We start from the raw sequence: 23,406 nt of genomic DNA, 5'->3' as shown, positions 1-23,406 counted from the left end.
CGGTCAGGCGGCGAGCCAGTCGAGCAGGAGGCGGGTGCCGTAGCCGGTGGCGCCGCGGGTGATCTCGGCGTCGTCGGCGGTGGCGCGGCCCGGTCCGGCGACGTCCAGGTGGGCCCAGGTGCGGTCGCCGACGAACTCGCGCAGGAACAGGGCGGCCGCGATGGCGCCGCCGTTGAAGCCGCCGCGGCCCATGTTGGCGACGTCGGCGACGTCGGAGTCGATCGCCGCGCGGTAGTCGTCGACGAGCGGCAGCCGCCACAGCGGCTCGCCCGCCGCGGCACCGGCGGCGGTCAGGGAGGCGGCGAGGGCGTCGTCGTTGGCGAACAGCGCGCCGTACCGCAGGCCCAGCGCGACCTTGGCGGCGCCGGTGAGGGTCGCGACGTCCACGACGGTGTCGGGGTCGAGTTCGGCGTCGGCGTAGGCGAGCGCGTCGGCGAGGACGAGCCGCCCTTCGGCGTCGGTGTTCAGCACCTCCGACGTCCGGCCGCCGTAGTGGGCGATGACGTCGCCGGGCCGCATCGAGGAGCCGGACGGCATGTTCTCGGCGGCGGCGATCAGGCCGGTGACGCGGGCGCGGACGCCGAGGCCGCGCAGCGCGCTCATCACGGCGATGACGACGCCGCCGCCGGCCATGTCGGTCTTCATGGTCTTCATGCCGTCGTTCGGCTTGAGCGACAGGCCCCCGCTGTCGAAGGTGATGCCCTTGCCGACGAGCACGACGTGCCGGTCGGGCGTCCCTTCCGGGGTGTAGGCCAGCTCGATCAGCCGGGGCGGGCGCACCGAGCCGGAGCCGACCGCGAGCAGCCCGCCGAAACCGCCTTCGACCAGCTCCTTCTCGCCCCGGACGCGGGCGGTCAGGCCGGTCTCGGCGGCGACCCGCTCGGCCTGCGCGGCCAGCCACGAGGGGTCCTTCTCGCCGGACGGGGTGTTGGCGAGGTCGCGGGCGAGGGCGGTGGCGCGGGCCCGCGCGGTGCCCCGCTCGATCGCGGGCGCGTCCGCCTCGGGCCCGGCCTCGGTCAGCACGGCCAGGGTGCCGAGCGGGCGCTTGGGCGCGGCGGCGCCGATCCGGAACTCGTAGGAGGCCAGCAGCGCGCCCTCGACGAAGGCGGCGAGGTCGCCGGAGGGGACGCCCGCGGCGAGGGCGGTGCGGCCGCGGCCGCGGCGGGCCAGCGCGGCGCCGGCCCTGCGCAGGTCGGCGGGGGACGCCTCGCCCACCCCGTACAGCAGCAGCTCGCGGACCCGGTCGCCGACCCGGACGGGGGCGGCGACGATCTCGCCCGGCTCGCCCTTGGCCTTGTGCAGGGCCAGCAGCTCGTCCAGCGTGAACGGGAGGGACGCGGCGACCTCCGCGTCCGGGGCCACCGGGCCCTGCCGGACGGGGACCGCCACCGCCTCCGCCGCGAGGTCGGCCGCGGTCGCCGTGACGGTGCCGGCGGCACCGTGGACGCGGGTCTCGATGGGCATGGCGGCAGGTCCCCCCTGAGCTGAGCGTGTGCCGGGTCTTGGTGTTCGGGAAGGGCGACGGTCCCGGCGGGCGCGCCGGGACCCTCGCCCGAAGGCCGGGAGCGGCCGAGCCGTCAGCCCACGACGCCCTTGATGGCCTCGCCCAGCTCCTTGGCCTCGTCGGCGGAGAGCTCGACCACCAGGCGGCCGCCGCCTTCGAGCGGGACACGCATGACGATTCCGCGCCCCTCCTTGGTCACTTCGAGCGGACCGTCTCCCGTCCGCGGCTTCATCGCCGCCATGCGTGCATCCCCTTCCTGCCTAAAGGCCCCGCTTGGGGCCGTTTGGAGCCTCCGGGCACCGTTGGCCGCGTGGCCGCCTGTCGCATCCGCGTCATCAGTAGTGGTCCATTATCTCGTCTCCTGGGCGCGAAGTGGTAACGATCAGCCTCCAGATCGGAGGACGGCAGGCGGCGGCGGCTCCGCGGCGCTGTTCGGCCGGTGCCGGACGGGTGCGCGGAAGCGAGGCGGAAGGGGAGCCCGGTGCGGGACCGGACGGTCACCGCCGCTTCACGGGACCGGTACGGCCCTTGCCCGCCGCGTCCCGGTTCGTCGATGGTGGCCGGGGAAGATCTACCGTCGACTGGGAGGGCACCGCATGTCTGCGACCGTGCTGTACGACGTGACCGAGGGTGTGGGAACAATCACACTGAACCGCCCGGACGCGATGAACTCGCTGACGGCGGAGATGAAGGGCGCGCTGCTGGAGACGGTGCGGCGGGCGGCGGCGGACGCCTCGGCCCGCGCGGTGATCCTCACCGGGGCCGGCCGGGCCTTCTGCGCCGGGCAGGACCTGCGCGAGCACGGCGACAACCTGGCGGCCGGCCGGGGGCTCGACGGCACGGTCACCGAGCACTACAACCCGATCGTGCTGGCGCTCGCGGGGATGGCGAAGCCGGTGGTCGCGGCGGTGAACGGGGTCGCCGCGGGCGCGGGCGCGTCGCTGGCGTTCGCCTGCGACCTCGCGGTCGCCTCGGACAGGGCGCGGTTCGCGACGGCGTTCACCGGGATCGGGCTTGCGCCCGACAGCGGCATGTCGTGGACGCTGCAGCGGCTCGTCGGCCGGGCCAAGGCGGCGGAGCTGCTGCTGCTCGGGGAGCCGGTGAAGGCGCCGGAGGCGCTGGAGCTGGGGCTGGTCAACCGGGTCATCCCGGCCGACGAGCTGGCGCCCGCGGCGGTGGAGCTGGCCCGGCGGCTGGCGGCGGGGCCGACGGTGGCGTACGCGGCGGTGAAGGCGGCGCTCGACCACGCGGCCTCGCACGACCTGGCGTCCGCGCTGGAGCGCGAGGCCGAGCTCCAGGACGAGTGCGCGGCGACCGCCGACCACCGCAACGCCACCGAGGCGTTCATGAAGAAGCAGCAGCCCGCCTTCGAGGGCCGCTAGGGCCTCCTCCTGGACGGGGGTGGGGGTGGCCCCACCCCCGTTCCTGGAGTGCGCGCCAATGTGGCGCGGGGCCCTCGGCGGTTGGCTCGAGGGCATGACACAACGCTCCGCCGCACCGCCCGCCGGGCCCGTCCGCGACCATGTCGCCGTCGCGTCCGGCCTGGTCAAGTCGTACGGGACGGGCGACGGCGCGGTGACCGCGCTGCGCGGCGTCTCGGCGTCGTTCGCCCGCGGCCAGTTCACCGCGATCATGGGGCCGTCCGGCTCGGGCAAGTCGACGTTCCTGCACTGCCTGGCCGGGCTGGACACGGCGACGTCCGGCTCGGTGGAGATCGGCGGCGTGGAGATCACCGGGCTGTCGCGGACGAGGCTGACCCGGCTGCGCCGCGACCGGCTCGGGTTCGTGTTCCAGTCGTTCAACCTGCTGCCGATGCTGACGGCCGAGGAGAACATCCGGCTGACCGGGCGGCTCGGCAACCGCCGCGCGGACCGGCGGTGGTTCGACACGGTCGTGGACGCGCTCGGCCTGCGCGACCGCCTGGACCACCGGCCGAGCGAGCTGTCGGGCGGCCAGCAGCAGCGGGTCGCGGTGGCGCGGGCGCTGTTGACGCGGCCCGAGGTGCTGTTCGCCGACGAGCCGACCGGGAACCTGGACTCGCGCTCGGGCGCGGAGGTGCTGGGGTTCCTGCGCTCGGCGGTGGACTCCTACGGCCAGACCGTGATCATGGTGACGCACGATCCGGCCGCCGCCGCGCACGCCGACCGGGTGCTGTTCCTCGCCGACGGCGTGATCGTCCACGAGCTCGGCGCGCCCACCATCGACCGGGTGCTCGCCGTGATGCGCCGGATGGAGGGCTGATCACCGTGTGGCTCATCGCGCGGCGCTCGTTCGCCGAGGGCTGGCTTCGGCTGGCCGCCACGATGCTCGCGGCGCTGTTCTCGATCGGTCTGATCGCGGGGTCGCTGCAGTTCACGCTGCGGGCGCAGGAGGCGGTGTCGGGCAGCGACGCCAGCGAGTACGCCCGCGCCGACGTGCTCGTCCAGGGCGGCTCGGTGGACGCCGACGACCCGTACGCGGTGCCGGACGGGCAGGTGGCCCTGGCGAAGGTCGCCGGGCGTCCGGGCGTCGCCGCCGCGGCCGGGGACGCGTCGGTCCCGGTGACCGCGAGCGGCCCCGACCACAAGACGATCATGCCGCCGGCGGGGGCGCGGACGCTGCTGCGGCCCTGGACGCCGGCCCCGGTGCTGAACCCCTACCACCTGGAGTCGGGACGCGCGCCCGCCGCCGACGGCGAGGTCGCCGTCACCCGGCACGCCGCCCGCGCCGGGAAGCTGGGCACCGGCGACGCGCTGACCGTCCTGACGCCGAAGCAGGCCCGGACGATGAAGGTCGTCGGGATCGTCACCGTCCAGGGGCACAGCGCCGTCGCGAGCGGCGACCTGTTGCTCGCGCCGCCCGCCACCGTCCAGCAGGCCGCCGGGCTGCCCGCCGGGACCTGGCAGACCGCCTGGGTGAAGGCCGCGCCCGGTGTCGCACCGGCGAAGCTGAGCCGCGAGCTGTCGCGGGAGTTCGGGTCCGCCGCGACGGTCCGGACTGCGGGCAGCGTGCGGCACGCGCAGTCCGCCGACCTTCAGGGCGCCGGGGCTTCCATCGGCGGCGCGATCGGGATGCTCTCGTCCATCGCGGTGTTCGTCGGCCTCTTCGTGGTGTCCAACACCTTCGGCACCCTCGTCCGGCAGCGGACGCGGCGGCTCGCGCTGCTCGGCGCGATCGGCGCCACGCCGCGGCAGATCAAGCGGCTGATCCGGCTGGAGGCGCTGGTGCTCGGCGTCGTCGCCTCGGCCGGCGGAGTCCTGCTCGGATACGCCGTCTCCGGCCTGCTGACCAGGCTGTTCGCCGAGGACGGCTTCGACATCAGCGCCGCCGACGCGCAGTACGGCTGGATCGCGCTCGCCGTCCCCGCCGCCGTCGGGATCCTCGTCACCCAGCTCGCCGCGTGGCGGGCCGCCCGGAAGGCGGCGCGCATCTCCCCTATGCAGGCGCTCAGGGCGGCGAGCGCCGACACCGCCGGCCGCCGCTGGCCCCGCCTCGCCGGCGCCTTCGCGGTCTTCGCCTTCGCGTGGGCGTTCTTCGGCCCCGTCTGGGCGATCCGCGCCGAGGAACCGCCCGGACCGGACCGCACCGCCGGGACGTCCGTGCTGATCCTGATGGGCTCCATGACGACCGTCGCGGCCCTCGCCGTGCTCGCCCCGTTCTTCGTCGGGCCGCTCGGCGGCCTGGTCGGCCGGATCGGGATGGCCGTCAGCGGTGAGGCCGGACGGCTCGCCCGCGCCACGATCACCCGCAGCCCGCGGCGGGTCTCGTCCGCCGCCTCGTCGCTGATGCTCGGCGTCGCGCTCGTCGGCGCCACCGCGATGGTGGTGATGTCGGCGAACGGCCGGTTCGACGAGGCGGGACGGCAGGTGATGCGGGCCGATCACGCGATCGCCGCGACCGGCCGCACGTCGGAGGGCCCGGCGCCGCTCCCCCGCGACCTCGCCGCCAAGGCCGCCGCCGTGCCCGGCGTCTCGCACGCCGCCGCGCTCACCTCGTCCAGCGTCAAGCTCGTCTCGCCGGTGCCGAAACACCATGACGACGACTCCACATCGCTCTACATCACCGTGGCGGGGCTGGATCAGGGCGCGCTGCCGTCCGTGCTGCGCCTCGGCGGGCACCTCCCGCCGCTGCGCGACGGTCAGATCGGCCTCACGTCCACGGTCATGAAGGCGAACGGCCTGCACAAGGGCCAGCGGATCATCGTCCGGGGCGCGAAGGGCCGCACTCCGCTCACCGTCGCGGGCGCCTACCACGACCCGTCCCACCTGTTCGCCGACGGCGCGCTCGTCGCCCCGTCCACCATGGACCGCCTCGACCCGGACGCCACCGCCCAGGCGATCCTGGTCAGCGGCGGCTCCACCGGCGCGCTGTCCCGCGCCATCGCCGACGTACCCGGCACCAAGGTCATGGACAAGGGCGCCTACGTGAAGACGGCGTCCAGCTCGATGACCAAGGGGATGCGGGTGATCTACGGGTTCATCGGCATGGCGCTGCTGCTGTCGCTGTTCGGGATGGCCACCACGGTGTCGATGAGCGTGGCCGAGCGGACCCGCGAGTTCGGGCTGCTCGGCGCGGTCGGCGCGACGGTGGCGCAGATCCGGGCGATCGTCCGGTGGGAGGCCGCCACGGTCGTGCTGCTCGGCGGCCTGCTCGGGGTCGGCTCGGCCGTCGGCACCGTCGCCCTGCTGCACATCGCGACGGGCAGCTCGTTCCTGCGCCCGGACGCGCCTTGGTGGCTGTTCGTCCTCATCGCCGCCGGCGCCGCCGCGGTCACCCTCGCGACCTCGGCGCTCCCCGCCCGCCGCGCCGCCGCCGTCCCCGTCCTGGAAGCCGCCAAGGCCGAATGATCAGGGCTTCATCCCCCGGCCGCGAAAGGCGCACCCGGTCAGGTGGTCGTCGACGAGGCCGCAGGCCTGCATGAGGGCGTAGGCGGTGGTGGGGCCGACGAAGCGGAAGCCGTGCCGCTTCAGCTCCTTGGCGAGGGCCTTGGAGTTGTCGGTGTACGCCGGAACATCGGACATGTCGGCGTATGCGGGGGCGTCGGGGTCGGCGTAGCGCCATGCGGTGGCGGCCAGGCCGCCGGGCAGGTCGAGCGCGGCGCGGGCGTTGTTGATCGCCGCGTCGATCTTCGCGCGATTGCGGACGATCGACACGTCGGCCATCAGCCGCTCGACGTCCCCGGGCCCGAACGCGGCGACCTTCTCGGGGTCGAAGCCGCAGAAGGCGGCGCGGAACCCCTCGCGCTTGCGCAGGATCGTCAGCCAGGACAGCCCCGACTGGAACGCCTCCAGGCACAGCCGCTCGTACAGGCCCTGGTCGTCGCGGACCGGACGGCCCCATTCCTCGTCGTGGTAGGCGACGTAGTCGGGGGCCGACAGCCCCCACGGGCAGCGGGCCAGCCCGTCCTCGCCTCGGATCGCGGTGCTCACCGGCCCGTTCTACCGCATGCCCACGACAGAACGAATCCGGCGGAACGACGCCGGCTCAGGAAGGGGCGGCCGCCAGTGCCGCCAGCCTGCGCAGGCCGATGGTCATGAACGCCTTGACGACCGGGCCCGCGACGAGCCAGCCGGCGCGGCCGAGGACGCCGAGGGGCAGGTCGACGCGTTCCGCCCACACCACCCGGGAGCCCCCGCCGTACGGGAGCACCTCGAACCATGCCTCGCCGCGCACCACGCGCCCGGTGTGCCGGACGGCGACGAAGCGCCCGTCCCGCCAGTCGGTGACGACCATGGTGTCGAGGAAGCCGGCCGGGCCGATCCCCGTCCACGCGCGCAGCTCCGCGCCGACCTCGCGGCCGCCCTCGGCGCGGGTGAACGGCATCCACTCGGCGTGCCGCGGCCAGTCGGTGAGGACCTCGAAGAGCCGTTTCGGCGGGGCGTCGCAGAACGCCTCGGCGTGCACGGCGACCTCGCTCACGGAATTTCCCATGGCCCGTCCTTGCCCGTTTCGGGCTCGTCCTCCGCCTTCTGCCGCTCCGGATCCTTCCGCAGCCGGATCGGCGGGGCGTCCTGCTCGGGGAAATGCGGGTCGTTCAGGCCGTGCAGCGCGCCGATGCGCTCGGGCTCGGGCGCCATCGGGGCGCCGTGGCGCAGGTCGTCGAGCCGCCGCTCCAGCGCCGCCACCCGGGCGTCGCGCTCGGCGAGGGCACGGGCGAGGTCGCGGAACGCCTGGTCGGCCACGGGCGCCTGGTACCCCCAGAACGCGCGGGGCAGGCGCAGCGCGAGGACGTCCCGCGGCGTGACGTGCCGGCCGTCGCCGAGCGGCAGCGGCGGATGGTCGGGGTGCGCCTCGGTCAGCTCCCCGCCCCGGCCCATCGCGAGGACGACGACGGAGCCCAGCACGGCCAGGCCCGCCAGCACGAAGACCACGACCAACATCTCGCTCCGATCTCCTCGCGACTCCCCACCCCCGATCGTGCCACGCTTGGGCGCATGGGGTTGCACGAGCACGGCGCGCGGACGCGGGAGAGCACGATCCTGACCGGGCCGGAACCGGCGCCGGACGGGACCGTGGACGCGGGCACGGCGCCGCCGGCGGCGCGGGTGAGCGAACTGGTGGAGCGGGCCGGGCCGTCCGGCGCCGTCCTGGTGGCGCTGGAGTCGGACGCGGCGGACCCCGACCCCGGGCTGATGGCCGCCGCGTCCGTCTACGCCTGGCTGGGCGCGACCGTGTTCCGCGTACCCGCGCCGCAGGCGGACGGCGTCCGCCAGGTCCTCGACATGGTCGCCTCCATCCGCGGCACCCGCCCCCCAACCGCCACCCGCCGCGGCCTCGCATAGCCGGGCGACGATGCCCGTCCGGCCGCCGAGCCGGGCTCAGCCGCGGATCTTGTACCAGGGACCGGTGATCGCGAAGGTGACGCCGGGGCCCTCCTGCCGGTTGGCGAACAGGATGCGGCCGTCCAGGGAGAAGGTCACGCCGGTGAACTCGCTGCCGTTGAGGGCGTTGCGGGCCATCGCGAACGGCTTGCCGGCCTTGGTGGTGCCGACGAGGTGCTGCTCGCCGTCGCCGTCCTCGGCCAGCATCACGCCGCCGCCGTACGGGGAGACGGTGATGTTGTCAGGGCCGTCGAACTTGCCGCCCGGCTTGAACACCAGCTGCAGCTCGATCTCGTTCTTGCGCGGGTCGTAGGTCCACACCTGCCCGGCGTGGTCGGCGGCGCCGCCGTCGGCCTTGTGGGAGTAGGAGCAGACGAAGTACGCCTTGCCGTGGCCCCACCAGGCGCCTTCGAGCTTCTGGCTGCGGGTGATGGAGTCGAACTGCATGCGGGTCGACTCGGTCTTCGCCGACGGGTCCGGCACGGCCACCCAGCGGCAGTGCAGCTTGGTGCCCGGCTCCTGGACGACCGACAGGTCCGGGACGCCCCGGACGTTCATCGCCTCGAGCCGTCCGCCCTGAAGGTAGGCGTGGTAGTCGCCGCGGTGCGCGCGCGGGCGGAACCGGTAGAACAGGCCGAACGGGCCGTGCGCGTCCTCGGTGAGGTAGGCGGTGAGGGTGTCGGGGTCGACGGCGACGGCCTCATGGGCGAAGCGGCCGAGCCCCGTCAGCGGGACGGGCTTGGTGCGCTTGCCATGCGGGTCGACCTCGAAGACCCAGCCGTGGCTCTTGGTCTGACCGGTGAACCCCTCGGTCTCCTCGCAGGTCAGCCAGGTGCCCCACGGGGTGCGTCCGCCGGCGCAGTTCGTGGACGTCCCGGCCAGGCTCACGTACTGCGACAGCAGGTCGCCGTCCTTGTCGACCTCCAGCGTGGTCGTGCCGCCGTTGGCCGCCGGGTCGTAGGTGAGCGCGGCGGGCGCCACGGCGCGGGTGCCGTTGTTGCTCTGCTCGTGGTTGCGGACGAGCCGCGTGTTGCCCGGCTTGCCGCCGGGGACGGTGGCCGTGCCGTCGTGGTGCCCCGGGACGACGACGCCGTCGGAGATCGGGTCGCCCTCGGTCGACAGGGTCTTGTAGGAGAAGCCCGCGGGCAGGTCCAGCACGCCCTTGGGATCGGGGATCAGCGGGCCGTAGCCGTAGGCCTCGCCGGTATCGGCGCCCGCGGACGTCTGGAAGACGGAGTCGAGGCTCCCGGCAAGGGCGATGGACAGCGCGCCGGCCGCGCCGCCCTTCATGACACCGCGACGGGTCACGGACATGGTGGTCTCCTTCAGCATGAGGGGATCACGCAGGAGCGTCGCGGCCGGCGCTGAACCGGAGGTGAACGATCATCTGCCGAACGGCAAACCCCCAGGACAATCTTGGGCTCGGGGCCCCGCGGGGCTCACAGCTCGGCCTCCGCGTAGTCCTCGACGCTCATCCCGATCCGCGGCTGGGACCGTTCCAGCAGATCGAACGCCTCGGGCACCGACGCCGTCCAGCCGATCGCGTCCCAGATCTTCGGACGGGCGAAGCCCTGCTCGGTGAGCCCCTTCATCAGCTCGCGGAGCGGCTCGTACACGCCGGTCGGGTCGAGGACCACCACCGCCTTGTCGTGCATGCCGAGCGTCCGGGCCGTCCAGATCTCGAACAGCTCCTCCAGCGTGCCGATGCCGCCCGGCAGGATCAGGAACGCGTCGCTGCGCCGGTCCATCTCCCCCTTGCGGCTGCGCATGTCGTGCGTGACGACCAGCTCGTCGCTGTCGTCGTCGGAGACCTCGAGGTCGACCAGCCCCTCGGGGATCACCCCGACGGTGCGGGCGCCGCCGGCCCGGGCGGCGCGGGCGACGGCGCCCATGCACGAGACCCGTCCGCCGCCGCTGACCAGGCTGTGCCCGCGGCGGGCCAGCTCGTCCCCGACCTCGGCGGCGAGGTCGACGTAGCGCCGGTCGATCTTGGTACTGGAGGAGCAGAACACGCAGACGGCCAGGGGCATGGCGCACGCCTTTCACGGTCGGGGACGGGCGGTGCCCACTCTAGGAGAGCCGCTCCGGCGCGAAGTCCTCGCGCAGCCGCGGCGCCAGCGCCACCACCACGACCATCAGGGCGAGGAAGACCACCATCACCGCGTGCAGCCCGGCGGTCCCGGTGAGCGCGCCGATGATCGGCGGCCCGGCCAGGAACCCGACGTAGCCGATGGTGGACGCGGCGGCGATCGCGGGCCCGGGCGCGCCGGGCGCGCGCCGCGCCACGTGGCTGAAGGTGACCGGGACGACGGCGGCCAGCCCGAGCCCGATCAGCGCGTAGCCGGCCAGGCTCGTCCAGGTGAACGGCAGCGCGAGCGCGACCACGGCGCCGGACGCGGCGAGCGTCGCGCAGCCGAACAGGAACCGGTGCGAGCCGGTGCGGGCGCGGATCCGGTCGGCGGCGAGCCGCCCGACCACCATCCCGGCGGAGAACACCGCGAACCCGGCGGCGGCCAGCCAGGGCGGCGCGCCGGTGACGTCGCGCAGGTACACCGACCCCCAGTCGTTCACCGTCCCCTCCCCCATCAGGGCGCAGAACGCCACCAGGCCGGGCGTCCACACGCCGCGGCCGGGGCGGGCCAGCGACGGCCCGGGCCCGCCCGCGTTCGGCGGGTCGGGCGGCAGGAACGCGGTGGCGACCGCGCACAGCGTGGACAGCAGCACGGCGACCAGCAGGAAGTGCGTCTCGGGGTTGAGCCCGGCGTGCGCCGCGAAGCCGCCGGCCGCAGCGCCGGTGACGCCGCCGAGGCTGAACATGGCGTGGAAGCCGCCCATCAGCGGGCGGGCGCTGAGCCGCTCGGCGAGGGCGCCCTGGGTGTTCATGGCGACGTCCACGACGCTGTTGGCGACGGAGAACGCGGTGAGCGCCCCGGTCAGCCAGCTCAGCCGCGGGGCCAGCGCGACCAGCGGCAGCGCGCCGAGGTAGATGCCGGCGCCGGCCAGGATGCGGCGGCTGCCGAGCCGGGCGACCAGCAGGCCGGCCAGCGGCAGTCCCGCTAAGGCGCCGGCGGCGAGGCCGGTCAGCGCGATCGACAGCTGGCCGGGGGACAGCTCCAGGGCGTCCCGGACGTCGGGCACCCGGGCGGCCCAGGTGGAGAACGCGGCTCCGTTGGCGAAGAAGATCGTGCCGACGGCGAGCCGCGCGGCCCGGCCGCGGCCGGCCGCCGGCGGCGCCGGGGGGCCGGCGCCGGCGTCGTCGGTGCCCGCGCGGGGCCCTCGTGTCCTGCTTCTGGGCATGCTCGACTCCCCTGGGGTGTGGGTGCGGTGCTCCGCCCGCCGCAGGGCCGCCGCTCGGGGCCGGCGGGCGCGGGCGGGAACCGAGGGCCCGCGCGATCGGCGCCCCGGCACGGTGCCGGGCACGCTCGCGCGGGCCATCGGGAGTGACTGTCTTGGAACGTTCCTACAGCGGACCGGCCGACACGACCGGACCGGCCGGGGCGCGGCGCGGCCGCCGGGCGGCGGTCACGCCTTCAGCGCGGGCTCGCGACTGAAGGCGACGGTCACGCTGGGCAGCTCGGGGAACGGGCCGAGATGCTCGGCGAGCGACCTCAGGCCCGCCGCCAGCGTGATCTTCGGCTCGTACCCGATGCCGCGCAGCTTGGAGATGTCGGCCACCAGCCGGAAGCTGTCGGCCAGCTCCGACTCGTCCGGCTTCAGCCGCGACGGCTTGCCGGTGGCGACCGCGACGGCGTCGGCGAGGGCCCGCATGGACACCTCGCGCCCGCTGCCCATGTTGTAGACCTCCCCCGGCTCCCCGTTGTCGGCGATGGTGATCAGCGCCGAGCACACGTCCGCGACGTGCACGAAGTCGCGGGTCTTGCGGTCGATGTCGCCGACGACGGGGATCGGCAGCTCGTTCAGCTGCCAGCGCAGGAACTGCGACACCTCCCCGCCGGCGGTGCGCGGGTCCTCGCCGGGCCCGTACACCACGAACGACCGCGCGATCATCACCTGCAGCCCGAGCGCGTCGTGCAGGCTGCGCAGCGTCAGCTCGCCGGACAGCTTGGACGCCCCGTACGGCAGGAACGGGGCGATCGGGTGCTCCTCGGTCATCGGGAACGTCTGCGGCGTGCCGTAGACGATCGCCGAGGACATGTACACCAGCCGGCCGACCTGGTTCTCCACGCAGGCGTTGCCGACGTTGCAGGTGCCGAGGCCGTTGACCTGGAAGTCGAACCTCGGGTTCTGGACGGACAGGGTGCCGCTGGCGTTGCCCGCCAGGTGGTAGACGACGTCGACGCCGCGCAGCGCGAGCAGCGTCTCGCCGTAGTCGCGCAGGTCCGCGCGCCGGTGCTGGACGCCCGGCAGGGCGCCCAGCTCCGGTGCCGGCTGGGCCAGGTCGACGACGACGACCTCGTGTCCGTCGTCGACCAGCCGTGCCACGAGATTGCTCCCGACGAAGCCGGAGCCGCCGGTGACGGCGACGACCTTCCTCTGGGGGCGTGAACCGTTCGATGCCTTGCCCATGGTGAGGCTCCAGACGTCAAGTGCTCCCTGCCGGGCGCACGAGGGGGTTGGTTGCGGACGCGCGGGGCCGGGTCAGCGGCCCCCGCCGAGTTCGGCGACGCCGCGGCGCACCGCGGCGATCATGTGCTCCACCTGCGCGTCGGTGAGGTGGTCGTAGATGGGCAGCTGGATCTGGTGCTCGAAGTAGGTCTTCTCGGCGACCGGGCACTCCCCGTAGCGGTGTCCGAGCGCCCGGAACTCCGGGAGCAGGTGGATCGGGAAGTACCGGATGACGATCTCGATTCCCTCCTTTTCCTGCAGATGGCGGATGAAGTCGTCCTTCGGGGCGCCGACGACCTCGGGGTCGTAGAAGCACGTGTAGAGGTGGTAGACGTGGTGGGCGTAGGGCTTCTCGGACTGGACGCCGATGCCCCGGATCCCGTTGAGCCCGTCATCGAGCCGGTGCGCGATCTCCCGGCGGCGTCCGTTGAGCCGGTCGAGCTTGCCGAGCTGGACGATGCCGAGCGCGGCGGACAGCTCGCTCATCCGGAAGTTGTTGCCGACGAGGTAGCGGCCGCCGGCGTAGTCGTGGGTGTAGGACCGCAGGACGTGCGCGTCCTTGTAGTAGGCGGGCTGGGCGTGCGGGCCGATGCGCCGGTCGTCGCGCTCGACCATCTCGCCGTAGTTGTGGATCGTGCCGAGGGCGCGCGCCATCTCGGCGTAGCGGTCGTCGCGGGTGACGAACGCGCCGCCCTCGCCGGTGGTCATGTTTTTCAGCGAGTGGAAGCTGAAGCAGCCGATGGTGCCGATGGTGCCGAGCGCGCGGCCCTTGTAGGTGGCGCCGGCGGCGTGCGCGCAGTCCTCGACGACGGTGAGGCCATGCCGCCGCGCGATCTCCATGACCGGGTCCATGTCGACGGCCTGGCCGCCGAAGTGCACGACCCAGATCGACTTGGTCCGCTCGGTGATGAGCGGCTCGATGGTCGTCGGGTCGATGTTGAGCGTGTCGGGGTCGACGTCGGCGAACTTGACGACGCAGCCGCGGGCCTGCAGCGGCCAGGTCGTCACCCAGAACGTCTGCGGGGTCGTGATCACCTCGTCGCCCGGCTGCAGCTCGAGCACCTGGGCGGCCAGGAACAGCGCGGTCGTGCAGGAGCTGGTCGCCTGCGCGTGCGGCGAGCCCAGCCGCTCGGCGAGCAGCCGCTCGAACTCCTTGCCGCGCGGACCCATCGCGAGCGTGTCCTGCCGCAGCGCCTCGCCGACGGCCTTGATCTCCTCCTCGCCCAGCCGGTTCGAGATACCGCTGTAGGGCACCACGTACGTCATGCCAGTCCTCCCTTGGTCCGTGATCGGCATTCGTGATCGGCATCGGTGTGGCCGGCGCGCGGTCCGTGCGGGACCGCGCGGGTCCGCACCCGATGCGTCGCCGGAGCCCGGCGACCCGCGGAACACGGCGGCATCGACCGGCGATGGTAAATCTCGTTTGAAGGTATGACGGGGCGCGGCCTACCGGGAAAGCTCATCGGTGCGGCCCGTGCTCCGATGGTAATTGAGTTCAGATCCCGAGCGGTATCGACGTCAGGGAAGAAGATGGTAACCCGCCGCCGCCGGGTGGCGGCAAAACCGTGCGTTAGGTAAAGCCTTGATATTGCATTCGACGGTCCAAGGGAAATATCACCCGATGTCGCGCGCGGCCGGACCAAGAGGGAAAAGGCCGGGCGAGCGGCGCGGCGGCATGGCCGCCGCGCCCGCGGGTACGGTGATCGACAGGTGCGCCGCGCGGGCGCGCCGTTCCGGCCGCCGATCGGCATCGTGGCCGGTGAGAGCCTTGATCACAGCACCACATGGAGGGTGGACGGATGCGGGAGGCACCCTCCGCCGGCCGGCGGACGGCCCTGGTGACCGGTGCGTCGCGCGGCCTGGGCGGCGCGATCTCGGCCGCGCTGGCCCGCGACGGCGCCCGCGTCGCGATCAATTATCTGCGCGACCACGGCGCCGCCGAAGCGCTGCGCGCGCGAATAACCGAAGCGGGCGGGCGCGCCGAACTCTTCCGCGCCGACATCACCGACGAGGCCGAGGCCGATGAATTGCACGACCGCGTCGTGGCGGCCTTCGGAGGCCTCGACATTCTGGTGCTGAACGCCACCGGCCCGCAGCCCGACCTGCCCGTCGAGGAACTGTCCTGGCGCGATGTCCTCGATCAACTGGAATTCTTCGTCAAGAGCCCGCTGCTGCTCGTCCGCAGGGCCCTGCCGGGCATGCGGGAGCGCCGGTTCGGCCGCATCGTGCAGATCGGCTCCGACGTGGTCGCGCTCGGCCCGGCGCACTCCAGCGCCTACGTCGCCGCCAAGTCCGCCCAGCTCGGGCTGACCCGCAGCTGGGCCCGCGAGTTCGGCCCGTACGGCATCACGGTCAACTCGGTCGCGCCCGGCTGGATCCCGACCGACCGGCACAGCTCCATCGGGCCCGGCGCCCGCGAGGAGTACGTCGGCCGGGTGCCGCTCGGGCGCCTCGGCGTCCCCGTCGACGTCGCCGAGGCCGTCGCCTTCCTGGCCTCCGACCGCGCCGCGTTCATCACCGGCCAGACCCTGACCGTCAACGGCGGGACGGCGTTCCTCTAGCGGTGCCGCTTATTCGGCGGCGTCCGCCGCCGTGCGGATGCCCCGGGCGGCACCCGCGACGACGGCGCGAGGGGGTCAGGTGCCGTCGACGCCCTGTTCGGCGGCGACCTCGACGGCGGCCTGCTCCTGCAGGCGGCGCTCCTGCTCGATGTGCGCGTCCACGATGACCTTGACGACCTCGTCGGGGTCGTCGGTGACGTGGATCAGGTCCATGTCCTCGGCGGAGATCTTGCCGGACGGCAGCATCGTCGCGCGCACCCAGTCGATCAGGCCGCCCCAGAACTCGGTGCCGACCAGCACGATCGGGAACCGGGTGATCTTCTTGGTCTGGACGAGGGTGACCGCCTCGAACAGCTCGTCCAGCGTGCCGAACCCGCCGGGCAGCACCACGAACGCCTGCGAGTACTTCACGAACATCGTCTTGCGGACGAAGAAGTAGCGGAACTCCAGCCCGATGTCGATGTGGTCGTTCAGCCGCTGCTCGAACGGCAGCTCGATGCCGAGGCCGACCGACAGCCCGCCGTTCTCGTCGCAGCCCTTGTTGGCCGCCTCCATGATCCCCGGGCCGCCGCCGGTGATCACCGCGTAGCCGGCGTCGTGCAGCCGGGCGCCGATGTCCACGGCCATCTCGTACTCTTGCGACCCCGGCTTGGTGCGGGCGCTGCCGAAGACGCTGACCGCCTTCGGCAGCTCCGCCAGCAGCCCGAACCCCTCGACGAACTCGGCCTGGATCCGCAGCACCCGCCAGGGGTCGGCGTGCACCCAGTCGGCCGGGCCGCGGCTGTCCAGCAGCCGCTGGTCCGTGGTGGTCTGCGGGACGGCGCGCCCGCGCAGTGTGGCCGGCCCCTGCTGCCGGCGCGTCCGGGGATTCACTTCGCGTGTCATGGGGCCACGGTAGTGCGGCCCGCCGATCGTCAGCCGCCGATTTCGGATCGGCTCGGCGACGGTGCGGTTACGGGCGTCCCTCCCGGTTCGTCCGCCGGACGGCCGGGGACGAGCAGCAGCGCGACCAGCGCGGCCGCCAGCGCGGCCCCGGCCGACGCCAGCATGCCGGCCTGGAACCCGTCGGTGAGCGCGACCGCGGGGACCCGCGCGGAGGAGTGCTCGGTCGCCGCGGTGGACACCGCGACCACCACGGCCAGGCCGAGCGCGCCGCCGACCTGCTGCGTCGTGTTGATCAGCCCGGACGCCAGGCCCGACTCCTCCGCCGACGCGCCCGCGGTGGCGGCGACGGTGACCGACACGAACATCAGCCCGCCGCCGATCCCCATGACGATCGCGGGGCCGAGGACGTCCGCGGCGTAGTGGCCGGTCGCGGACATCCGGCTGAACCAGGCCAGGCCGGCCGCGACGGTGGCGAGCCCGGCGGCCAGCGGCGCCCGCGTGCCGAACCGGGTGACCAGCCGGGCCCCGGCTCCGGCGCCGGCCGCCATGGTGACCGCGACGGGCAGCTGCCCGAGCCCCGCCCGGATCGGCCCGTACCCCTTGACCTGCTGCAGGTAGAGGGTCATGACGTAGAACATCGGGAAGACCGCCATCGTGGCGAGGACGGCCGCGAGGTTGCCGCCGCGCAGCGACCGCCCTCGGAACACGCCAAGCGGGACGAGCGGGTGCCGCGCCCGCGCCTCGACCGCGACGAACGCGGCGAGCAGCGCGGCGGCGCCGGCGCCCCGCAGGTAGGTCGCCGTGGAGTCCCAGCCGGCGTTGTTCGCGTCCACGAGCGTGTAGACGAGCAGCGCCAGCCCGCCGGTGACCGCGACCGCGCCGAACAGGTCGAAGCCGTGCACTGTCCGGTCGCGGGCCTCGGGCAGCAGGACGGGCGCGAGCGCGATGGCCGCGGCGCCGATCGGGACGTTGACGAACAGCACCGCCTCCCAGCCGAACCAGTCGGTGAGCAGCCCGCCGAGGATCGCGCCGGCCGCCCCGCCGGCGCCCGCGACCGCGCCGAACAGCCCGAGCGCCCGGTTGCGCTCCGGGCCGTCGGGGAACAGCGTCATGATCAGCGAGAGCGCGGCGGGCGCCGCCAGCGCCGCGCCGAGGCCCTGCACGGCCCGCGCGCCGACGAGCGCGCCCGCGGCGGGGGCGAGCCCGCCGGCCAGCGAGGCGGCGGTGAACAGCGCGAGCCCGGCGACGAACATCCGGCGCCGTCCGGCCAGGTCGGCGACCCGGCCGCCGAACAGCAGGAAGCCGCCGAAGGCCAGCGTGTAGGCGTTGCCGACCCAGGACAGGTCGGCCCGGTCGAAGTGCAGGTCGCGGCCGATGGACGGCAGCGCGACGTTGACGATCGAGGCGTCCAGCACCAGGACGAACTGGACGGTGACGAGCAGGGCGAGGGCGAGCCCCCGCTGCCGGGCGGCCATGCGCGGCTCCTATTTGGAAGTCGAATTCCGGTTCCGCTTGCGATCCTGGACGATACGGAAGCCCGATTCCGGTTGTCAATCCGTGGTTGACTTGACGCGATGACCGCCACCCCGTCGAGTCCCCGGCCGCTGCGGGCCGACGCCCGCCGCAACCGCCGCCGCGTCCTGGAGGCCGCCCGCGCCGCGTTCGAGGCGGACGGCAACGAGGCCCAGATGGAGGACATCGCGAAGCGCGCCGGCGTCGGCGTCGGGACGATCTACCGGCATTTCCCGACCAAGCAGGCGCTCATCGACGAGCTGACGGCCGAGTGGATGGCCGACGGCGCCGCCAAGGCCGCCGACGCCCTGAGGGAGCCCGACCCGTGGGACGGGGTCGTCCTGTTCGTCCGCCGCAGCGCCGAGATCATGGTCCGCAACCGCGGGCTGCGCGAGGTCTTCGGCGACATCGGGCAGCTCTTCGAGGAGGGCGCGCGCGTCCAGAACCACGACCTGCACGACAAGGTGTCCGCGCTCCTCGACCGCGCCCGCGCGGCCGGGGTGCTGCGCCCCGACGTGGGCGTCAACGAGTTCCGGGCCCTGATGTGCGGCCTGGCCGTGGCCGTCACCAACACGCCGCCGGGCGCGCACCAGCTCTACGCCGACGTCATCCTCAAAGGTCTGCGGACCTGACCGTCCCTACCGGTGGTCGCGGAAGAACTCGGCGATGTCGCGGGCGAGCAGGTCGGGTTCCTCGTGCGCGGCGAAATGCCCACCGCGAGGCATGCGGGTGTACCTGGTGACGTTGTAGGTCCGCTCGGCCCAGCTGCGGGGCGGCCGGCTGATGTCGGCCGGGAACAGCGCGACGGCCGTGGGGACGTCCACACGCTCCACACGTCTTGTCAGACCCTTGTTGTACTCGTAGTAGGGCCGGAAGGAGGTCGAGATGGTTCGAGTGAACCAGTACAGCGACGCCTGGGTCAGGACGAAGTCGTCGCTGAAGCGGGACGACAGGTCGCCCCCACTGTCGCTCCACGCGCGGTACTTCTCGACGATCCAGGCGAGCAGCCCGGCAGGCGAGTCGGCCAGCCCGTAGCTCAGGGTGAGGGGCCGGGTGCTCTGCTGGTGCTGGTAGCCGCCCTCTTCGGCGCTCCACGCCGTCACGGCCTCGAGATAGGCCCGTTCCTCCCTGGTGAGGCCGGACGGGTCGTACGCGGCAGGGGCGGCGACCGCCAGCAGGTGGATGCCGACCACCGCCTCGGGGTGGGCCTCGCCGAGTCGCGAGCTGATCCCGGCGCCGAGGTCGCCTCCGTGCGCGGCGTACCGGTCGAAGCCGAGTTCGTCGTGCATCAACCGGTGCCACAGCTCGTGCGTCTGCACCGTGGCGTCCAGCGAGGGCCGCTGCGGCGAGAACGCGAAGCCCGGCAGCGACGGAACGATCACCGTGAAGGCGTCGGCGGCGTCGCCTCCGTACCGCGCCGGATGGGCCAGCCGTTCGGCGAGTCCGGTCAGTTCGAGGAAGGAGCTGGGCCAGCCGTGGGTCACGATGATCGGCAGCGCGCCGGGCCGCTCGCCGTCGAAGCGCAGGTAGTGGACCGGCGTCCCGTCGATGTCGGTGAAGTGCGACGGCAGCGCGTTGATGGCGGCCTCCTGGGCCCGCCAGTCGTAGCCGTGGGCCCAGTGGTCGACGAGCCGCCGCAGCTCGCCCTCGTCGGTGCCCGCGTCCCAGCCGCCGGTCGGCCAGACGGCCGGCCATCGCGTGCCTCGCAGGCGTGAGCGCAGGTCGTCCAGCTCAGCGTCGGTCACCGCGATCACAGGTGCGCTGCGGGCCATGCAAGCCTCCTCGGCCTTCTCCGGGTGCGCCGGCCCTCAGGTGAGCCAGGCGCGCATGCGGGCCTCGCATTCGGCGATCAGCGGCATCTCGACGTACTCGTCCCTGGTGTGGGCGAGGGTGGGCTCGCCGGGGCCGTAGTTGACGGCGGGGACGCCGAGCTCGGAGAAGCGCGCCACGTCCGTCCAGCCGAGCTTGGCGCGCACCTCGGTGCCGCCGGACGCGACCGACGACACGAACGCGGCGGCGGCCGGATGGGTGAGGCCGGGGCGGGCGGCGGACGCGGCGTCGGTCACCTTGACGTCGAAGCCGTCGAACACCCCGCGCAGATACGCCTCCGCATCGGCCACGGACTTGTCGGGCGCGAACCGGTAGTTGACCGTGACGACGCATTCGTCCGGGATGACGTTGCCGGCGACGCCGCCCTGGATGAACACCGCGTTCAGGCCCTCGTGGTACTCCAGGCCGTCCACGACCGGGCGTGTCGGCTCGTAGGCGCGCAGGACGTCGAGAATCCGCCCGGCCGTGTGGATCGCGTTGGACCCCATCCACGCGCGCGCGCTGTGCGCCCGCTCCCCCTTCGCCGTGACCTCGACCCGCATCGTGCCCTGGCAGCCGCCCTCGATGTGCGCGCCCGTCGGCTCCATCAGCACCGCGAAGTCGCCGGAGAGCAGCTCGGGACGGGTCGCCGCGAGCCGCCGCAACCCGTTGCGCTCCGCCTCGATCTCCTCGCACTCGTAGAAGACGAAGGTGATGTCGCGGGTCGGCTCGGTCACGGTCGCGGCCAGCCGCAACGCCACCGCGACGCCGCTCTTCATGTCGGTGGTCCCGCACCCGTAGAGCCGGTCGCCCTCCATGTGGGACGGGAGGTTGCCGTTCAGCGGGACGGTGTCGAGGTGCCCGGCCAGGACGACCCGCTCGGCGCGCCCGAGGTCCGTGCGGGCGATCACGTTGTTCCCGTCGCGCTCCACCGCGAGGTGCGCAAACGCGCGCAGCGCCTCCTCCACGGCGTCGGCGAGCGGACCCTCCGCACCGCTCACCGACTCGATGTCGACGATCGCCGCCGTCAGGTCCGCAACGTCAGAGAACAGATCGAGCCGCATGGACAGCAAGCGTACGCGGCTTATGATCGCGGGCGTGGAGATGCCTGTGCTGGAATGCGCCGTCCACTGGGCGGTCCCCTCGGACGAACCGCATATGCGCGACCTTCTGGACGCCGGCGAGCGCGAACGCTACGAACGGTTCATGCGCGCCGAGGACAAGGCGCGCTTCGTCACCGGCCGCTTCCTGGCCCGCACGGTCCTCGCCGAGGCGACGGACCTGGCGCCCGGCGACATCCGGTTCACCACCGACTGCCCGCACTGCGGCGGGTCGCACGGCAAGCCGCGCCTCCCCGGCCACTCCCTGGACTTCTCGCTGTCGCACTCCGCCGACCGGGTCGTCCTCGTCCTGACGGACGGCCCCGAGGTCGGCGTGGACGTCGAGCGGGAGAGCGACCGGGACGTCGACCGGCTCGGCGAGATGGTCCTCAGCGCCCCCGAGCGCGAGGTCCTCGCCGGACTGCCCGCCGACCGGCGCAAACGCGGCTTCCACGCCTACTGGTGCCGCAAGGAGGCGCTGCTGAAGGCGACGGGCCACGGGCTGGCCGCCCCCATGACGGCCATCCACGTGTCCGGCCCGGACGAGCCCGCCGAGGTGCTCTCCTGGGACGACGACAAGGCGGTGTCCCCCGTCCGCCTCGCCGACCTCGCCCCGGGCCCCGGCTACGCCGCGTCCCTCGCCGTCCTCACCGACCGTCCCCTGAAGATCAGCGAGACCGGCCTCACGTATTGATGCCGTGGTCGCGCAGGATGTCGTTCAGCGACGCCTTGTCGTGCCGCTGCCCCGGGTCGAGGCGCTTGAGGATCAGCACCGCCGGGAGCCCGAACGTCCCGCCCTTGAACTCCTTGTAGCGGGTGCCGCCGACCGCGACGCACCAGTCCGGGATGCGGCCCCGGCTGATCTCCTCGCCCGTCTCCACGTCGATGACCGGCATGGACGCCGACAGGTTCGTCCCCGAGCCGACCACCGCGCCCTTGCCGACCCGCGCCCCCTCGACGATCATCGAGCGGCTGCCGATCATCGCCTCGTCCTCGACGACCACCGGCTTGGCGTTCGGGGGCTCCAGCACGCCGCCGATTCCTACTCCGCCCGACAGGTGGACGTTCTTGCCGATCTGCGCGCACGACCCCACGGTGGCCCAGGTGTCGACCATGGTCCCGGAGTCGACGTAGGCGCCGAAGTTGGTGAACGAGGGCATCAGCACCACGCCCGGCGCCAGGTAGGCGCCCCAGCGGGCGATCGCGCCCGGCACCACGCGGACGCCGTCGAACCGGCTCTTCAGCGGGATGCGGTCGTGGTACTGGAAGTCTCCGACCTGGGAGCGCACCATGCCGAGGACCTTGAAGCTCAGCAGGATGGACCGCTTGGCGCGCTCGTCGACGACCACCTCGTCGGTGGCGGGGTCGATGCGGGCGACGCGGGCCTCGCCGGCGTCGAGCTGGTCGACGGCGGCCACGATCGCGGCGCGCGCGTCGGTGTCGTCCGGGCTCAGCTCGGCGCGCCGCTCCCACAGCTCGTCGATGACCCCGGAGATCGGGCTGGTGAACGTTTCGGTCATGGTCCTTGAGCTTACTGGTGGCCTGTTCCCGGTACCTTCTTCGCGTGGCTGTTTGGTCGAGGTTGAGGACGCGGCCCGAGCCGGATTCGGGCGGCGGGGGGCGCCGCCGGCGGCGCTGGCCGTACGTCGTGGCGGTCCTCGTCCTCGTGCTGGGCGTGGGCGGGTACATCGCGTTCGACCGCGCCCGCCCCTACCTGCACGGGTCGGGCTGCGAGGTCGCCGCGGGCAGGTCCACGATGCCGCTGGACCTGGACCAGGCCGCCAACGCCTCCACCATCGCCGCCGTGGCCTTCCGCAAGCAGCTGCCCGAACGCGCCGCGGTGATCGCCTACGCCACCGCCATCCAGGAGTCGCACATCCGCAACCTCGCCGACGGCGACCGCGACTCGGTCGGCATGTTCCAGCAGCGCCCGTCGCAGGGCTGGGGCAGCCCCGCGAAGCTGCGCGACCCCGTGCAGTCCACGAGCAAGTTCTTCGACGCCCTGGTCAAGGTCAAGGACTACCTCGACCGCGACCTGCACGACGCGGCGCAACGCGTCCAGCACAGCGCGGACGGCAGCGCCTACGCCCAGCACGAATCCGACGGCAAGCTCCTCGCGCAGGTGTTCACCGGCCGCGAGCCCGGGGCCGCCCGCTGCTGGTACCCGCCGGACAAGCAGACCGCCTCGCACCGTCCCGACGCGATCCGCGAGATGCGCCGCGCCTTCGGCGCCCGCCTCCGGGTGGACGGCCCGGGCCCGCTCACCGCCGGCGCCCCGTCCCGTCCCGACTCCTGGAACGGCGTCAAGGTCACCAACCCCCGCGCCGGCTGGGCCGTCGCCGCCTGGGCGGTCACGCACGCCCAGTTCTACGGCCTCAAGGAAGTCCGCTACGCCGGCCGCCACTGGAAGTCCGACGCCGGCCACGACGGCTGGACCCAGGACAAGAACGCCCCAACCGACCACGTGATCATCCACTGATCACCGCAAACGGCGCCGACTTCTTCAACTCATTCGTCTGAGTACTGCCTGGCAGCCCGCCGCTCAGCGGCCGGTTCCGGCCAGATAACGGTGGAACCGAACGGCGGCTTGACCGCTTGGCCTGTTCAGTCCCAGATGTCCCATCGCCCATAGTTATCCACAGGTGACATACCTGATGGACAGCGGGAAT

Annotated in this window: 24 protein-coding genes; 8 read left to right on the top strand and 16 right to left on the bottom strand. The window is 73.4% G+C overall.

Going from position 1 to position 23,406, the window contains the following annotated elements; all coding sequences use genetic code 11:
* Positions 1 to 3: 3 nt before the first annotated feature.
* Together QP089_RS25910 and QP089_RS25905 are read right to left on the bottom strand one after the other, a co-directional pair.
* Positions 4 to 1,464: a leucyl aminopeptidase family protein gene (locus tag QP089_RS25910; RefSeq protein WP_285914704.1), complete on the bottom strand. Its 1,461-nt coding sequence runs from the start codon at positions 1,462 to 1,464 to the stop codon at positions 4 to 6.
* Between the two features lie 113 nt (positions 1,465 to 1,577).
* On the bottom strand, positions 1,578 to 1,745 hold the full coding sequence (locus tag QP089_RS25905) for a DUF3117 domain-containing protein (RefSeq protein ID WP_089314488.1): 168 nt from the start codon (positions 1,743 to 1,745) through the stop codon (positions 1,578 to 1,580).
* 355 nt (positions 1,746 to 2,100) lie between these two features.
* Here QP089_RS25905 and QP089_RS25900 point away from each other — a divergent pair, with 355 nt between their 5' ends.
* From QP089_RS25900 to QP089_RS25890, 3 genes are all read left to right on the top strand, one after another.
* Positions 2,101 to 2,886: an enoyl-CoA hydratase-related protein gene (locus QP089_RS25900; RefSeq protein WP_285914700.1), complete on the top strand. Its 786-nt coding sequence runs from the start codon at positions 2,101 to 2,103 to the stop codon at positions 2,884 to 2,886.
* A gap of 94 nt (positions 2,887 to 2,980) precedes the next feature.
* Positions 2,981 to 3,745 (top strand): ABC transporter ATP-binding protein, encoded by a 765-nt coding sequence (locus QP089_RS25895; protein ID WP_285914698.1) that lies wholly within the window; start codon positions 2,981 to 2,983, stop codon positions 3,743 to 3,745.
* Positions 3,746 to 3,750: 5 nt separating this feature from the next.
* Positions 3,751 to 6,330, top strand: coding sequence for an FtsX-like permease family protein (locus QP089_RS25890; protein WP_285914696.1), 2,580 nt, complete (start codon positions 3,751 to 3,753; stop codon positions 6,328 to 6,330).
* Here the strand turns inward: QP089_RS25890 and QP089_RS25885 are convergent, their stop codons facing one another.
* From QP089_RS25885 to QP089_RS25875, 3 genes are read right to left on the bottom strand one after another with little or no spacing between them, the layout of a single operon-like run.
* On the bottom strand, positions 6,331 to 6,912 hold the full coding sequence (locus QP089_RS25885) for a DNA-3-methyladenine glycosylase I (protein WP_285914694.1): 582 nt from the start codon (positions 6,910 to 6,912) through the stop codon (positions 6,331 to 6,333). It abuts the gene before it with no gap.
* Between the two features lie 55 nt (positions 6,913 to 6,967).
* A complete protein-coding gene (locus QP089_RS25880; RefSeq protein WP_285914693.1) occupies positions 6,968 to 7,414 on the bottom strand; it encodes an SRPBCC family protein in 447 nt (148 codons plus the stop codon).
* Entirely contained in the window at positions 7,399 to 7,863 is a 465-nt protein-coding gene (locus QP089_RS25875) for a hypothetical protein (RefSeq protein WP_285914690.1), read from the bottom strand. The genes QP089_RS25880 and QP089_RS25875 overlap by 16 nt, the downstream gene beginning before the upstream one ends.
* Before the next feature lie 54 nt (positions 7,864 to 7,917).
* On the opposite strand from QP089_RS25875, the gene QP089_RS25870 reads away from it, so the two are divergent.
* Complete coding sequence (locus QP089_RS25870; protein WP_285914688.1) at positions 7,918 to 8,265, top strand: hypothetical protein; 348 nt, start codon at positions 7,918 to 7,920, stop codon at positions 8,263 to 8,265.
* A gap of 36 nt (positions 8,266 to 8,301) precedes the next feature.
* Here the strand turns inward: QP089_RS25870 and QP089_RS25865 are convergent, their stop codons facing one another.
* From QP089_RS25865 to QP089_RS25840, 6 genes are all read right to left on the bottom strand, one after another.
* Positions 8,302 to 9,618 carry an alkaline phosphatase PhoX gene (locus QP089_RS25865; RefSeq protein ID WP_285914687.1) on the bottom strand — a complete coding sequence of 439 codons (1,317 nt, stop codon included), beginning with the start codon at positions 9,616 to 9,618 and terminating at the stop codon, positions 8,302 to 8,304.
* Between the two features lie 125 nt (positions 9,619 to 9,743).
* On the bottom strand, positions 9,744 to 10,334 hold the full coding sequence (locus tag QP089_RS25860; protein WP_285914686.1) for an LOG family protein: 591 nt from the start codon (positions 10,332 to 10,334) through the stop codon (positions 9,744 to 9,746).
* A gap of 40 nt (positions 10,335 to 10,374) precedes the next feature.
* Positions 10,375 to 11,601 (bottom strand): MFS transporter, encoded by a 1,227-nt coding sequence (locus QP089_RS25855; RefSeq protein ID WP_285914685.1) that lies wholly within the window; start codon positions 11,599 to 11,601, stop codon positions 10,375 to 10,377.
* A gap of 225 nt (positions 11,602 to 11,826) precedes the next feature.
* Positions 11,827 to 12,831, bottom strand: coding sequence for an NAD-dependent epimerase/dehydratase family protein (locus QP089_RS25850; RefSeq protein ID WP_285914684.1), 1,005 nt, complete (start codon positions 12,829 to 12,831; stop codon positions 11,827 to 11,829).
* 72 nt (positions 12,832 to 12,903) lie between these two features.
* On the bottom strand, positions 12,904 to 14,136 hold the full coding sequence (locus QP089_RS25845; protein ID WP_285914682.1) for a DegT/DnrJ/EryC1/StrS family aminotransferase: 1,233 nt from the start codon (positions 14,134 to 14,136) through the stop codon (positions 12,904 to 12,906).
* A 348-nt stretch (positions 14,137 to 14,484) separates the two neighbouring features.
* Positions 14,485 to 14,646: a hypothetical protein gene (locus tag QP089_RS25840; protein WP_285914681.1), complete on the bottom strand. Its 162-nt coding sequence runs from the start codon at positions 14,644 to 14,646 to the stop codon at positions 14,485 to 14,487.
* A gap of 23 nt (positions 14,647 to 14,669) precedes the next feature.
* On the opposite strand from QP089_RS25840, the gene QP089_RS25835 reads away from it, so the two are divergent.
* Positions 14,670 to 15,431, top strand: coding sequence for an SDR family NAD(P)-dependent oxidoreductase (locus QP089_RS25835; protein ID WP_285914680.1), 762 nt, complete (start codon positions 14,670 to 14,672; stop codon positions 15,429 to 15,431).
* A 75-nt stretch (positions 15,432 to 15,506) separates the two neighbouring features.
* Here QP089_RS25835 and QP089_RS25830 read toward each other — a convergent pair whose 3' ends face one another.
* Positions 15,507 to 16,316, bottom strand: coding sequence for an LOG family protein (locus QP089_RS25830; RefSeq protein WP_285914678.1), 810 nt, complete (start codon positions 16,314 to 16,316; stop codon positions 15,507 to 15,509).
* Between the two features lie 29 nt (positions 16,317 to 16,345).
* Positions 16,346 to 17,791, bottom strand: coding sequence for an MFS transporter (locus QP089_RS25825; RefSeq protein ID WP_285914677.1), 1,446 nt, complete (start codon positions 17,789 to 17,791; stop codon positions 16,346 to 16,348).
* A gap of 99 nt (positions 17,792 to 17,890) precedes the next feature.
* Between QP089_RS25825 and QP089_RS25820 the strand changes: the two genes are divergently transcribed.
* The gene (locus QP089_RS25820; RefSeq protein ID WP_285914675.1) at positions 17,891 to 18,460 is read left to right on the top strand and encodes a TetR/AcrR family transcriptional regulator; all 570 of its coding nucleotides are present in this window, start codon (positions 17,891 to 17,893) and stop codon (positions 18,458 to 18,460) included.
* Positions 18,461 to 18,466: 6 nt separating this feature from the next.
* On the opposite strand, the gene QP089_RS25815 is transcribed toward QP089_RS25820, so the two are convergent.
* Positions 18,467 to 19,600 carry an epoxide hydrolase family protein gene (locus tag QP089_RS25815; protein WP_285914674.1) on the bottom strand — a complete coding sequence of 378 codons (1,134 nt, stop codon included), beginning with the start codon at positions 19,598 to 19,600 and terminating at the stop codon, positions 18,467 to 18,469.
* A gap of 36 nt (positions 19,601 to 19,636) precedes the next feature.
* A complete protein-coding gene (gene dapE / locus QP089_RS25810) occupies positions 19,637 to 20,701 on the bottom strand; it encodes a succinyl-diaminopimelate desuccinylase (RefSeq protein ID WP_285914673.1) in 1,065 nt (354 codons plus the stop codon).
* A gap of 40 nt (positions 20,702 to 20,741) precedes the next feature.
* On the opposite strand from dapE, the gene QP089_RS25805 reads away from it, so the two are divergent.
* On the top strand, positions 20,742 to 21,431 hold the full coding sequence (locus QP089_RS25805; protein ID WP_285914997.1) for a 4'-phosphopantetheinyl transferase family protein: 690 nt from the start codon (positions 20,742 to 20,744) through the stop codon (positions 21,429 to 21,431).
* Here QP089_RS25805 and QP089_RS25800 read toward each other — a convergent pair.
* A complete protein-coding gene (locus QP089_RS25800) occupies positions 21,421 to 22,257 on the bottom strand; it encodes a 2,3,4,5-tetrahydropyridine-2,6-dicarboxylate N-succinyltransferase (protein WP_285914672.1) in 837 nt (278 codons plus the stop codon). The two genes, QP089_RS25805 and QP089_RS25800, sit on opposite strands and share 11 nt — an antisense overlap.
* Before the next feature lie 44 nt (positions 22,258 to 22,301).
* On the opposite strand from QP089_RS25800, the gene QP089_RS25795 reads away from it, so the two are divergent.
* Entirely contained in the window at positions 22,302 to 23,216 is a 915-nt protein-coding gene (locus QP089_RS25795) for a hypothetical protein (protein WP_285914670.1), read from the top strand.
* Positions 23,217 to 23,406: the final 190 nt, after the last annotated feature.

Origin of the sequence: Actinomadura opuntiae (assembly GCF_030283205.1) — a bacterium.
Taxonomy (GTDB): Bacteria; Actinomycetota; Actinomycetes; order Streptosporangiales; family Streptosporangiaceae; genus Spirillospora.
This window is presented reverse-complemented; position numbering and strand designations above follow the sequence as displayed.